15 protein-coding genes are annotated in these 12,279 nt (G+C 72.8%); 10 read left to right on the plus strand and 5 right to left on the minus strand.

The window, feature by feature from the left end:
* Positions 1-197 precede the first annotated feature (197 nt).
* From AB0I41_RS29530 to AB0I41_RS29540, 3 genes are all read left to right on the plus strand, one after another.
* On the plus strand, positions 198-626 hold the full coding sequence (locus tag AB0I41_RS29530) for a YchJ family protein (RefSeq protein WP_357113864.1): 429 nt from the start codon (positions 198-200) through the stop codon (positions 624-626).
* 210 nt (positions 627-836) lie between these two features.
* Positions 837-1,562 (plus strand): hypothetical protein, encoded by a 726-nt coding sequence (locus AB0I41_RS29535; RefSeq protein ID WP_357113865.1) that lies wholly within the window; start codon positions 837-839, stop codon positions 1,560-1,562.
* On the plus strand, positions 1,559-1,717 hold the full coding sequence (locus AB0I41_RS29540; protein ID WP_357113866.1) for a hypothetical protein: 159 nt from the start codon (positions 1,559-1,561) through the stop codon (positions 1,715-1,717). Before AB0I41_RS29535 ends, AB0I41_RS29540 begins: the two co-directional genes overlap by 4 nt.
* Positions 1,718-1,727: 10 nt before the next feature.
* Here the strand turns inward: AB0I41_RS29540 and AB0I41_RS29545 are convergent, their stop codons facing one another.
* The 3 genes from AB0I41_RS29545 to AB0I41_RS29555 all read right to left on the minus strand — a co-directional run bounded on the left by AB0I41_RS29545 (position 1,728) and on the right by AB0I41_RS29555 (position 5,298).
* On the minus strand, positions 1,728-2,996 hold the full coding sequence (locus tag AB0I41_RS29545) for an MFS transporter (protein ID WP_357113867.1): 1,269 nt from the start codon (positions 2,994-2,996) through the stop codon (positions 1,728-1,730).
* Positions 2,997-3,202: 206 nt separating this feature from the next.
* Positions 3,203-4,192 (minus strand): hypothetical protein, encoded by a 990-nt coding sequence (locus AB0I41_RS29550; RefSeq protein WP_357113868.1) that lies wholly within the window; start codon positions 4,190-4,192, stop codon positions 3,203-3,205.
* Positions 4,193-4,452: 260 nt separating this feature from the next.
* The gene (locus AB0I41_RS29555; protein ID WP_357113869.1) at positions 4,453-5,298 is read right to left on the minus strand and encodes an SPFH domain-containing protein; all 846 of its coding nucleotides are present in this window, start codon (positions 5,296-5,298) and stop codon (positions 4,453-4,455) included.
* 394 nt (positions 5,299-5,692) lie between these two features.
* On the opposite strand from AB0I41_RS29555, the gene AB0I41_RS29560 reads away from it, so the two are divergent.
* From AB0I41_RS29560 to AB0I41_RS29575, 4 genes are read left to right on the plus strand one after another with little or no spacing between them, the layout of a single operon-like run.
* A complete protein-coding gene (locus tag AB0I41_RS29560; protein WP_357113870.1) occupies positions 5,693-6,097 on the plus strand; it encodes a YbaB/EbfC family nucleoid-associated protein in 405 nt (134 codons plus the stop codon).
* Positions 6,084-6,404, plus strand: a complete 321-nt coding sequence (locus AB0I41_RS29565; RefSeq protein ID WP_357113871.1) for a type VII secretion target — start codon at positions 6,084-6,086, stop codon at positions 6,402-6,404. Before AB0I41_RS29560 ends, AB0I41_RS29565 begins: the two co-directional genes overlap by 14 nt.
* Positions 6,401-7,543, plus strand: a complete 1,143-nt coding sequence (locus AB0I41_RS29570) for a DUF6883 domain-containing protein (protein WP_357113872.1) — start codon at positions 6,401-6,403, stop codon at positions 7,541-7,543. Before AB0I41_RS29565 ends, AB0I41_RS29570 begins: the two co-directional genes overlap by 4 nt.
* A 14-nt stretch (positions 7,544-7,557) precedes the next feature.
* A complete protein-coding gene (locus tag AB0I41_RS29575) occupies positions 7,558-7,749 on the plus strand; it encodes a DUF4926 domain-containing protein (protein ID WP_357113873.1) in 192 nt (63 codons plus the stop codon).
* 340 nt (positions 7,750-8,089) lie between these two features.
* On the opposite strand, the gene AB0I41_RS29580 is transcribed toward AB0I41_RS29575, so the two are convergent.
* Both AB0I41_RS29580 and AB0I41_RS29585 read right to left on the minus strand, forming a co-directional pair.
* Complete coding sequence (locus AB0I41_RS29580; protein ID WP_357113874.1) at positions 8,090-8,560, minus strand: DIP1984 family protein; 471 nt, start codon at positions 8,558-8,560, stop codon at positions 8,090-8,092.
* Positions 8,557-9,099, minus strand: coding sequence for a MarR family transcriptional regulator (locus AB0I41_RS29585; RefSeq protein WP_357113875.1), 543 nt, complete (start codon positions 9,097-9,099; stop codon positions 8,557-8,559). Before AB0I41_RS29585 ends, AB0I41_RS29580 begins: the two co-directional genes overlap by 4 nt.
* Before the next feature lie 52 nt (positions 9,100-9,151).
* Between AB0I41_RS29585 and pip the strand changes: the two genes are divergently transcribed.
* The 3 genes from pip (at position 9,152) to AB0I41_RS29600 (ending at position 12,215) form a co-directional block, all read left to right on the plus strand.
* Complete coding sequence (gene pip / locus AB0I41_RS29590; RefSeq protein WP_357113876.1) at positions 9,152-10,111, plus strand: prolyl aminopeptidase; 960 nt, start codon at positions 9,152-9,154, stop codon at positions 10,109-10,111.
* A 147-nt stretch (positions 10,112-10,258) separates the two neighbouring features.
* Positions 10,259-10,903 carry a flavin reductase family protein gene (locus AB0I41_RS29595; protein WP_357113877.1) on the plus strand — a complete coding sequence of 215 codons (645 nt, stop codon included), beginning with the start codon at positions 10,259-10,261 and terminating at the stop codon, positions 10,901-10,903.
* Between the two features lie 178 nt (positions 10,904-11,081).
* Positions 11,082-12,215, plus strand: coding sequence for an N-acetylmuramoyl-L-alanine amidase (locus AB0I41_RS29600; protein ID WP_357113878.1), 1,134 nt, complete (start codon positions 11,082-11,084; stop codon positions 12,213-12,215).
* Positions 12,216-12,279: the final 64 nt, after the last annotated feature.

Here is a 12,279-nt window from a genome sequence, read left to right on the forward strand (position 1 = left end):
CCTCCTACCAGATCACCGTCGACAACCTCGCCGACTGGATCGCCACCCGCGGCTACTCCGCCACCAGCTGACACCAGACACACACGAAAGGGCCGACCCCCAACCGGGGGTCGGCCCTTTCGCCGTCTCCGCGTCCGCTTGCGGGCGGGCGGACGGGTGGTCAGCCGCCGGAGTCGGCGCCCGACCCGTGCGGCAGGATGAGCGCCGTGGCGAAACGTGGAGCCCGCCGGAGCGCGGCCGACGACCCGGACCGGCCGTGCCCGTGCGGATCCGGCCTGCCGTACGCCGACTGCTGCGGGCCCGTACACCGCGGCGAGGGTACGGCGGGGACGGCCGAGGCGCTGATGCGCTCCCGGTTCAGCGCCTTCGCCGTCGGTGACGCCGCGTACCTGCTGCACAGTTGGCACTCCTCCACCCGGCCGGCCCGGCTTCGGCTCGACCCGGGCGAGCAGTGGACCCGCCTGGAGATCGTGGACACCGACCGGGGTGGCCTGTTCGACAGCACGGGCACCGTCGAGTTCCGCGCCCACTACCGCGAGGCGGGCCGGCCGGGGACGCTGCACGAGCGCAGCCGCTTCGCCCGGGAGGACGGACGCTGGGTCTACCTCGACGCCCTGCCCGACTGAGCTGGCGCGACCTACTCGCCTGCCGCGGCGCGCCGGGTTAGCATGGCGTCGGCGCTGTCCCGCGCCTCACCTCCTTACCGGTGCTCACGCCGCCGGCGTCGCGGAGGCAAAGGGGACCTCGGTCCTCGGGGCGCCGTGCCACATGCCCAGGCAACGGCGGGTCGACGGGAGCGTGAGTCCTGCGGTCGCGCCGTCGACAGGGAGCATGTGATGACGCGCCAGAAATCCTTCAAGTCCCGGGTCCGCACCCGGATGGGCAAGACCGGCGAAAGCTACACGACGGCCCGCCGGCACCTGCTGGCCGGCGCCGTCCCGGCTGAACCGTCGATCCCGGCGCTCGCCGGATCCACCCCGCCGGCCACCGGAGCGGGGGCGGCCCAGACCGACCGGATCTCCGAGGCGCTGATCCGCGAGCGCACCGGACGCGGTTGGGACGAGTGGTTCACCCTGCTCGACGAGTGGGACGCGGTGCGGCGTACGCACACCGAGACGGCTCGCTGGCTGGTGACCGCGCACGAGGTGCCGGGCTGGTGGGCGCAGACCGTCACCGTCGGGTACGAGCAGGCGCGTGGCCTGCGCGCCCCCGGGCAGCGGCGCGGCGGCGGCTGGGAGGCCACCGGCAGCCGTACGGTCGCGGTGCCGGTCGACCGGCTGTTCGAGGCGTTCGCCGACGACGGGCTGCGCCGGCGGTGGCTGCCCGACGTGGAGGTTCGGGTACGCACGGCGACCCGGCCGAAGACCTTCCGCGCCGACTGGGACGGCGGCCCGACCCGGATCGCGGTCGGCTTCGCGCCCAAGGGCGACACGAAGGCCACCGTGGCCGTGCTGCACGAGAAGCTCACCGACGCCGAGCAGGCGACCCGACTCAAGGCGTACTGGCGGGAACGGTTGGCCGTACTCAAGCAGCTGCTGGAGTCCGAGGAGGCGGGGAGATGAGCACGACCACCTTCGTCAACCTGCCGGTGCGGGATCTCCCGGCGGGGGTGGAGTTCTTCACCGCGCTCGGCTTCACCGGCGGCGCGGCGGCGCCGTCGAGATGGAACCGGAGCAGGTCGCTCTGCTGCACGATCTCGGCACACCAGCGGTCGTAGCTCACCCCGGTCAGGCCGGCTCGCCGCTGCGGCCGGCCACCGGCTCCCTCGCCGGACCGCGCCGTCGACCGTCCCGCGAGCCCAGCAGCCAGCCGGCCACCAGCAGGTACGGCACGGCCGCCACCGCGAAGGCGGCCGGGTTGCCGCCCACACCGGCGACCACGGCGTACCCGCCGTAGGCGGCGATGATGGCCAGGTCGGTGGCCATGCCGGCGACCGAGGTGACGGTGGCCCGGCCCGGGCCGGTGATCCGCGCCTGCAGCCGGGCGTCGGCCAGCACCGTGGCCAGCTGGAAGGCGCAGAAGGCGACGCCGACCAGCACGAACCCGGCCGGGTCGCGCAGTCCCGCCCCGGCGGCGAGCGTCAGGGCGGCCAGCACCAGCAGCGCCGCGTAGCCGCGGGTGCCCAGCCGTTCGGCCGGCGCGGCGAGCAGGCCACCCAGGGTCACCCCGGCCCAGACGAGCAGGAGCAGCAGCGGCACGGTCGACTCGGCGACGCCGGTGTCCCGGGCCAGCAGCGGCGTGTACTCGTCGAGGGCGCCCCAGACGGCGGTCACCGCCGGGACGAGCAGCACCGCCCCGCGTACCCGCGGGTCGGCCCGGGCCTCGGCGAGGCCGGCGCGCAGGGTCGCCGCCCAGCCCAGGTCGTCGCCGTCCTCCACCAGCTCCGGCGCGGCGCCGGCGGGGGCCGCCGGGGACGGACGGTGTTCGGGGAATCGGGTGGCGACGGCGGCGGCGAGCACGCTGGCCAGCACGCTCGCCGCGCCGACGGCCGGGTAGCCGCCGACGGCGAGCACCGGCCCGGCCAGGCCGATCGAGGCGAGCACGCCGAGCACCCCGGCGGTCCGCGCCCGGCCCATGGTGCGGGCGTAGCGGCCGGCCGCGCCGAGACGGTCGAGTTCGGTGAAGACCAGCGCCTCCAGGGCGCCGGAGCCGAGCGCGCCGCCAGCTCCCCAGAGGACGAAGCCGAGGGCGAACGCCCCGTAGGACGGGGTCAGCACCCACAGTGCGTAGCCGGCGCCGGCGAGCAGCGGGGCGAGGCAGAGCAGCAGCCGGCGGGAGACCGCGTCCGCCCAGGCGCCGGAGGGCACCTCCAGCAGGATGCTGGTCGCCGACCAGACGACGAAGAGCGAGGAGATCTGGCCGATCGACAGGCCGGTGTCGCTGAACAGCAGCGCGTACACCGGGTAGAGCAGGACGAAGTCCTGGAGGAACGCGTACCCGTAGAGGGTGGCCGCCAGGCGGCGGGCCGCGGGCACGGGTGGGACGGTGACGGTCATGAGGGCCTTTCCACGGGACCGGACGGACGCGGGACGTGCGGCGTCCGGGGTGGCCCGCGGTTGCGGCCCTCAGCTGTGGATCAACATCGCCAGGTCATGCGCCGATGCTAGCGCCCGCCGGCCGGCCTGGCGATCCCGTTCGGCGCGGCCGACACCGGACCGGGGTGGGACCCGTGCGGGTCCCACCCCGCTCGGCGGTGGTGCGGTCAGCGGCGGAACGCGTCGCCGTCGGTCGGCGGGATGACCATGGTGGCCTCGTTGTCGGCCGGCGCCGGCTCGTCGTGGCTGGCCGTCGCCTGCCGGGGCGGGACGACCGGGTTGGCCGGCCGGGTCGCCTCCGACGCGGCGTACGGGCCGACCGGCTGGGTCCGGTCCGCGTCGTCGGGGCGGGACACCACCTGGGTCCGGTCCGCGTCGTCGGGGCGGGACACCACCTGGGTCTGCTCCGACTCGGCGTACGGGGTGACCGGCGGGGCCAGGTGGACCTGCACGTCACGCTTGCCGGCCTGGTACGCCCGGGCGTGCGTGGCGATGACCTGCGACTCCCGCTCGGCACGGGTGAGCCAGTTCTCCCAGCGGCTCTGCATCGGCCGCACCAGTCCGCCACCGACGCCGACGACCAGGATGCCGCCGACGGTGGCGAGCACGGCGATCAGCACCGGAGTGGTGACCGCGGTGGCCACCCCGATCTGGTTGAGCGCGGCGATGACACCCAGGCCCAGGATGAACACCGAGGCGATGTTGGCCAGCACCCGGCCGTACGACAGGCCGCCGAGGGCACTGCCGATGATGTCCTTGACCGCCGTGGCGATGGCCGCGGCCACCACCACGATGACGATCGCGACGAAGGCGCGGGGCAGCCAGGCGATCACGCCGGCAATCAGATCGGAGATCGGGTTCGGACCCCAGATCCCGAACGCGAGTTGCAGGGTGACCAGCAGCACCCCGTAGTAGGCGAGCTTGGCGACGATGTCGCTGGCGTCGTACCTCGATCGGGCCAGCGCGGTCTTGATGCCACCCCGCTCGACGGCCTTGTCGAAGTGCACCCGATCCAGGACCTTGTCCACGATCTTCAGTACGGCCTTGGCGACCAGCCAACCCACCACCAGGATCGCCACGAAGGCGACCGCCTTGGGCAGGAAGAGCATCACCGCACCGAGGGCGTCACCCACCGCGTCGCCGAAGTTGTCTTTCATGGCTGCCCTCCACACGGTCCATCAGGTCGGTCGGCCCCGACCTACCCGAACCCGTCGGTCGGGAAACACCGTAACGCACCACGGCAGGCATGGCTCACCTCCGTGCCGCCCTGGTGCGGCGACGGGGAGACAATGTCGACGGTGGCCGTCCCGGTGGTGCTGACGAAACCGTTCCCTGCCGGCTGGGGCCGGTCGCCGGGCTGCTTGATGCTGGGTCCGCAGGGTGATCAGGTCCCGGCCGTCGTAGGGCGGGCGGCCGGTCAGCGATTGCCCTCCCGGCGGTGGCCGTCGCCGGGCACGGTCGGCGCCAGCTCATCCGCGCCCGCCTCCGCCCCGGCGCCGCGCGCCATCTTGTCGAAGAACCGGAGCAGCTCCACCGGGACTGGCATGACCAGGGTGCTGTTTTTCTCCGCCGCCACGTCCACCACCGTCTGGAGCAACCGCAGCTGGTACGCCCCCGGGGTGTTGGCCATCGCCCGGGAGGCGTCGGCGAGTCGCCGGGACGCCTGGAACTCGCCGTCGGCGGCGATCACCCGGGCCCGGCGTTCCCGCTCCGCCTCGGCCTGCCGCGACATGGACCGCTTCATCCCCTCCGGCAGGGAGACGTCCTTGACCTCGACCCGTTCGATGAGCAGCCCCCACGGCTTCTCGGTCGGCGCGTCGATGACCGCCTTCAGTTCCGCGTTGATCCGGTCCCGGTCGCCGAGCACCGTGTCCAGGTCGGCCTTGCCGATCACCGACCGCAGCGCGGTCTGCGCGACCTGGAGCACCGCCGACGGGTAGTCCCGCACGTTGACCAGCGCCTTCACCGGGTCGACCACCCGGTAGTAGACGACCGCGTCGACGGTCAGGGTGACGTTGTCCTTGGTGATCGCGCCCTGCGCGGGTACCCCGATCACGGTGGTCTGCATGCTCACCCGGACCATCCGGTCGGCGATCGGCACGATCAGGTGCAAACCGGGCTCCCGGATGCGGTCCAGCACCCGCCCGAAACGGAACACGATTCCGCGCTGGTACTGCTGCACCATCCGTACGCTCAGCGCGAGCAGCAGCGCGACGAGCACGACGACAATGACCAGGCCAACGATTCCGGCGGCGGCTACCATGACCCCCTCGTTTCCGGAGGCGCCCGCCTCCCGGCGCCGCGCATACCCACTTCGGCGGCCGGCAGTCCTGCCTTCTGGGCCGTCCGGACAGCGGGGGTGCCGCGATGTCGGTCCGGGGCCGGCAGGAGTCCGGTCGGTCACCGGGCGCGGCGGAGCCGCCCACTGTCACCGTCGGGCGTCGCCACCGCGTCAGCCCATCTGGGTCGACGCCGGCCCGGGTGGCCGTCCAGAAAGAGGGGGCCGGAGACGTGCGGTGCCCGCGTGGTCGCGGCGGCGCTCCACCGGGCTGCCGGACGTCACGGACGGACACCGGCTGGTTCCCTTTGGTAACGTCACGGCCGCCCGTGACCATCCACAGTGCAGTGCGCGCGGACCGGCCTGGGGAGGTGGCGACGTGTGGGCGGACGAGGCTGAGCTGGACGCGGCGCGACACCGTGTCGACGGCTGGGAGTCGGCGGTCGCGGACCGGGCGACCCGGGCCCGCGCCCTGTCCGCTCGCCTGGCCGGCCTGACGGCGACCGCCCACAGCGCCGACCGCACGGTCGAGGCGACAGTGGACTCCTCCGGGGCGCTGGTCGACCTGCGGCTCGACGAGCGGACCCGCGCCCAGCCGGCCGCCCGGACGGCGGCGCAGGTGCTCACCACGACCCGAAAGGCGTACGCGGAGCTGCTGCGGCAGGTGACCCGCGTGACCGAGGAGATGCTCGGACCGGACGATCCGGCCGGGCCGGTCATCGTCGCCTCGTACGGGCGGCGACTCCGCACGCCCGGAGAGGACGGCGCCGGTGCCGGACCCTGACGGCATCCGGGTGGCCCCGGCCGATCTCGCCGTCCACGCCGCCCACCTCGACGAGATCGCCGACGCGGTGCGCCTCGCCTGCGGGGCCGGGCGATCGGTCCGGGCCGGCGCCGACTCGTACGGGCAGTTGTGCGCGGTGGTGCCGATGCTGCTCGACCAGGTGCAGGGCGTACTCGTTCACGGGCTGGACGCGGCGGCCCGGTCGGTGCGCGACACGGCCGGCCGGGTGCGAACCGCGGCCGCGCGGTACGAGGAGACGGACGGCAGGGCCGACGCGACATTGCGGCGCCTCCGGCGGACACCGTGACCAACCCGCTGGTCGCCACCGCCGACCGGGAGAGCAGCCCCTGGGCGGGCGTGTGGATCGCCGAGGACATCCAGCTCATCGGGGAGGGCGTCCGGCAGGGCAGCTGGATCGACAGCAGCCTCGGCGTGGTCGGGTTCAGTCTCGACGGCCTGGCGCTCGTCTCCGATCCCGTCGGTTCCCTCCTGCAGTACGGGATCTCCTGGATCATCGAGCATGTCCGACCGCTGACCGAGGCCCTCGACTGGCTCGCCGGAGACCCGGCGGAGATCGCCGCCAACGCCCGGACCTGGCGCAACGTCGCCACGTCACTGCGCGACGAGGCGGAGGGCCTGGGCCGGGCCGTCCGGCTGGACGCGGGCGACTGGGGTGGCGGGGCCGGCCCCGCCTACCGGTCCTGGGCGGGCGAGCAGCAGCAGGCGGTCGGCGCGCTCGGCGCCGCCGCCGAGACCATGGCGCTGGTCACCGAGGGCACCGGGTTCCTCGTCGCCGCCGTCCGGCTCATGGTCCGCGACGCCATCGCCACGTGCGTCTCCCGCCTGATCGTGTACGCGGCCGAGGAGGTGGCGTCGCTGGGATTCGCCACTCCCCTGGTGCTCGAGCAGGTGAGCACGACGGTGGCGGCGTGGGCCGCGAAGATCGCGACGTGGCTGCGGGGGCTGCTGAACAGCCTGCGGCGGCTCATCCCGGAGATGCGACGGCTGAGCGAGCTGATCGACAAGCTCAAGCAACTGTTGAACCGGCTACGGCGGGAGGGAAGTCCGTCTGGCACACCGCGTGAGCCGGAGCAGCCGCGAGTTCCGCTCGAGCCGGGGACACCGGACTTCAGCGATACCGAGATCGATCCGCGGAAGATCACCTCCTACGCGATGAACCCGGAGCATCCCCGCGGCAAGGACAAGTACCGCGTGATCAATTCTGTGACCGGGTTGGACGTCGGGGATGCCGGGCTCATAGAGCAGCAGATCCGGGAGGGAGTTCGCGCCGGGACTCCCAGGCCGGGAAAAGTTGATGAATATGGCCAACGATGGTCGGTGGACCTGCCCTTGACCGGGCCCAAGGGAACTGTCATGGTGCGTACCGCATGGATGCTCGACCAAGGCTCGTCGACCCCTCGCCTGATCACCATTTCGTTCCCCTAGAGAGGGATTCCAGCGTGGAGTTGTTCGACGTGGTGGAAGCCGTGGTGGACCTGCCGGATCATCAGATCCGCGCTGGCGCGGTGGGCACGATCGTGCATGTCTTCGAGCAACCGAACCTGGCTTACGAGGTCGAGTTCTCAGACGACGAGGGCCGCACGATCGCCATGACAGCTCTCACCCCCGACAAGGTGCGCCCCCATCGCTGACTGCTGAGGAAGCGGTCGTGCGTGTCCTCGATGACCCGTTGGATTCTGCGACCGAACGGGATCCGCTACGCCGTAGCAGGCGACGGAGGCTGAGCGGTGTGCTCGCCTGCGCCATTGATGTGGAGTGCCCCGAGCCCACCCTCGTCGTCGTGGATCTGCACGTGGTGGTGATCTGTGCGCCGTGCGCTGTTCCCTGTGCCCGGGTGCGGGGCTGCCTGGTGATCCGGGGATTCGAACCCCCGCGCTGCCCTCCGCGCGCCAGGAAGGTTGACCGGTCAGCAGCCGGCCGGTGTGCACGCCTCCGCGACGACTACCTGCTCCCCATCGTCGTGACCGCCGTCTAGTCGCGCAGGTCGGCCTCCCAGTTGGTGCGCTGGATCAGCACGTCCAGCTCACGCATTTCCCGGGCCAGGCCGTCGGCCCGGGCGCGCAGGTCGGCCACGGGCAGCGCCGCGAGCATCTTCAGCTCCGAGCGGAGCTGGCGTACGGCCTGCCCGCGCCCGCTGCCGGCGGCTGCGTCGGCCGCTGCGGTGACCGCGGAGTGCCGCAGCCGGAGTACGTCCCGGCGCGCCAGCGCGTCGGTCAGGGTGCCCACCCCGGCCACCTCGACGGCGGCGTTGGTGCGGTTGATCCGGCGAATCAGCGTCTCCAGCCGGCCGAGCACCTCGTCCAGTTCGTCGAGGAGCGCCCCGGCGTCCTCGGCGGGCGTCTCGCCCTCCTGGAAGCGCGCGTTGGCCGTGATCCGGCTGCGCAGCTGCTCGACCCGGCGGGTCGCGTCCGCGCGGTCCGCCAGCGCCTCACCGAGCTTCACGTCGCACCTCCCCCGTGGCGTGGACCAGCAGGATAGATGATCTGGGCGTCGTCCGTGGACCGGTTTTCCGGCCGGAGGTCGGGCGCGACCTCGGCGATCCGCTGCCGCATCGACCTGCGGCCGAGGGCGGCCAGCGCCTCGTCGACGAGCCGGCTCAGCGGGTACGCCAGCTCGGCCTCGAACCGGCGGGCGGCGGCCGTGGTGGCGGCCCATTCGGCGTTCAGCACGGGCAGCAGTGATTCGGCCTTCGGCGTGAGGTGCACGATGCGCTGGCGGGCGTCGGCCCCGGGGGTGAGCGTGACCAGGTCTTCCTTCGCCATCTGCGCCACGGTCTGGCTGGCGGCGGAGTGGGTCACCCCGGTCGCCTCGGCCAGCGCGCGGATGGACGCGGGCCCGCCCGCGGCCAGGGCCCGGACGACCGGGGTGAACCGCGGCCGGAACCCGGGCAGCCCGAGGTCGGCGTAGACGGCGGCGACCTCGCCGTCGAGCAGGTCGAGCAGGTGACGCAGCCGGGTGCCGAGCAGTTCGGGGTCAGGCATGTGGGCTAATGTAACAGCGCTGTTGTATCTAGTCCCCGGGGAGGATCCGCACATGGACGAGCGCTATCCGCCGATCGAGCCGTACGACCACGGCATGCTCGACGTCGGCGACGGCAACGCCGTGTACTGGGAGGTGTGCGGCAATCCCGACGGCAGGCCCGCGCTCGTGGTCCACGGTGGACCGGGCTCGGGATGCGGCACCCAGGTCCGTCGGCTCTTCGACCCCGAGCGGTACCGGATCGTGCTGTTCGACCAGCGGGGCTGCGGGCGCAGCACCCCGCACGCCAGCGACCCGGCCACCGACATGCGGCACAACACCACGCACCACCTGGTCGCCGACATGGAACGTCTGCGCGAGCACCTGGGCGTGCGGCGCTGGTTGCTCCACGGCGGGTCGTGGGGCTCCACGCTGATCCTGGCGTACGCCGAGCGGCACCCCGAGCGGGTGTCCGAGATCGTCATCAACGCCGTCACCAGCGCCCGCCGCTCGGAGATCGACTGGCTCTACCGGGGCGTCGGCCGGTTCTTCCCGGAGCAGTGGGACCGCTTCCTCGCCGGCGCTCCCGGCACGCCCCGCGACGGCGACGTCGTCGGCGCGTACGCCCGGCTGGTGGAGCACCCGGACCCGGCGGTGCGCGAGCGGGCCACGGTCGACTGGTGCGCCTGGGAGGACGCGGTGGTTTCCGGGGAGGCGAGCGTCACCAACCCGTACAGCGACCGCCCCTCGACGGCCCGGACGGCCCTGGTCCGGACCTGCTCCCACTACTTCACCAACGGCGCCTGGTTGGAGGAGGGCGCGCTGCTGCGCGACGCCGGGCGGCTGGCCGGCATCCCGGGAGTGCTGGTCCACGGCCGGCTCGATCTGAGCAGCCCGCTGGACACCGCCTGGCAACTGCACCAGGCCTGGCCGGACTCCGAGCTGATCGTCGTCGAGCAGGCGGGACACTTCGGCACCGCCGACACCCGCCGCCACGTCGTGCGCGCCCTCGACCGGTTCGCCGCCGACCGCTGACCCCGCCCGCCCGGTTCCACGCCAGCGTGGGTGGCCCGCCGGAGCGCGAGGTCCGATCGCCGCCAGCGATCGCCGCCGCCGTCGCGGAGAGTCGTCACCGGCCGGGCGGATCGCGCCCGGCCGTGGCAGCTCGCGAAGGGCAGGACCATGCACGTCGTACCCGATCTGAAGGTGCTCTACTTCGGGACACCGGTGGTGTTGATCAGCTCCCGGAACCCCGACGGCAGCGCCAACCTCGCCCCGATGTCCTCCGCGTGGTGGCTGGGCCGGTCGGCCATGCTCGGCCTGGGCGACAGCGGCCAGACCACGGCCAACCTGGTACGCGAGGGCGAGTGCGTGCTCAACCTGCCGTCCTCGGCGATGGTCGGCGCGGTGGACCGGATCGCCATGACCACCGGCAGGCCGATCGTGCCGGAGCACAAGGCGGCACAGGGCTACCGGTACGAACGGGACAAGTTCGCCCTCGCCGGGCTGACCGCACAACCGTCGGACCTGGTCGGGCCGCCCCGGGTGGCGCAGTGCCCGATCCAGTTGGAGTGCCGGGTGGTGGCCTCGTACCCGTTCGGTGGGACCCCTTCGCACGCCACCGCCTTCCAGGTGGAGGTGCTGCGCGCACACGTCGAGGAGGACCTGGTCATCCCGGGCACGTCGTATGTGGACCCGCTCGGCTGGGATCCACTGATCATGAAGTTCTGCGAGTTCTTCGGCGGCGGGCGGAACGTGCACCCGTCCCGGCTCGCCGAGGGCTGGCGGATGCCGCACCGGGGCCGGGTCGTGGCGTCGACGCCCTGACCTGCCGCGGCTGGGCGGCCGCCGTTGACGGCAGCAGTGCGCCCGTTTCGCCACATCGGATCGAAGCGCGCATCTAGCGCCGGGCCGCTGATGGCAATATCCTCCACCTCACGCGCACACTTTGGAGCTCGTTTTCATCGCTGCCCCAGGGCCACCGTCGGCCCGCCGAGGAGATGCCATGCACTTCGACCACCCTGAACTCGACCGCCGTACACTGCTGCGGGCCGGTCTGGGCACGGCGGCCGTCGCGGTCGTCGGGTCCGAACTGGCCTTTCCGGCCGCCGCGCAGGCCGACCCCGGCGCGGACCTCGACTGGATCATCAGCTGCGACGAGTGGGGCGCCCGCCCGCCGGCCGACCCGCTGTCGATCAGCGCCATCCCCACCAACAAGATCATCGTGCACCACATGGCGTTCCCGAACGTCACGGACTACTCCGAGGCGCAGGCGATCAAGCTGGCCCGGGACTGCCAGAACCTGCACATGGACGGCAACCGCTGGTCCGACACCGGCCAGCACTTCACCATCAGCCGCGGCGGCTACGTCATGGAGGGCCGGCGCGGCAGCCTGGAGCGCCTGCAGGCCGGCGACCGGCAGATGATCTCCGCCCACTGCCCGGGCGAGAACGGCCGGTCGATCGGCATCGAGAACGAGGGCACCTACGTCACGGACACCCCGCCGGAGGACCTGCTCGACTCCCTGGTGAAGCTCTGCACCACCATCTGCCAGCAGTACCAGCTGCAGGCCCACGACATCTTCGGCCACTGGGACTTCCGCAACACCCTCTGCCCGGGCGCGACGTTCTACCGCCTCTTCCCACAGGTGCGCCGGCGGGTGTTCAAGAAGCTCGGCACCGACCTCGCCGACGTGCCGGCCCGGCGCTGGCCGGACCTGTGGCGCTTCGTCGGCTCCCCCTCCGTCCGGGTCGCCCAGTACCTGCTCGCCTACCGCGGCTACGCCGTCACGCCGAACAGCGCCTTCGACGCCGCCACCGTCGCCGCCGTGCAGGACTGGCAGGCCCGCAACGGCATCCCGGTCGACATCGACGCCACCATCACCGGCCCCACCTGGGAGACGCTGGCGCCGGAGCTGGAGAAGGACGCCACCGGCCTGCCGGTGCAGGCCGTGCAGTTCATCCTGAACGTCAAGGGCTACGCCGAGGTCGCCGTCACCGGCACGTACGACCACGCCACCAAGCTGGCCCTGCAGGACCTGCAGCGGCTGCACGGCCTGCCGGACAACGGCAAGGTCAGCACCAGCACCTGGTGCGCGCTGGTCGGCGGGGTGGTCCGCCAGTCGTTCCGCGAGGACTGAGCACACCGCGGGGTCGGGGCGGCGGTGGTTGGAGGCGGCGCAGTCCGTCGCCCCCAACCACCGC

This window comes from Micromonospora sp. NPDC050200 (genome assembly GCF_040656135.1).
In the GTDB taxonomy this organism is placed as follows: Bacteria; Actinomycetota; Actinomycetes; order Mycobacteriales; family Micromonosporaceae; genus Micromonospora.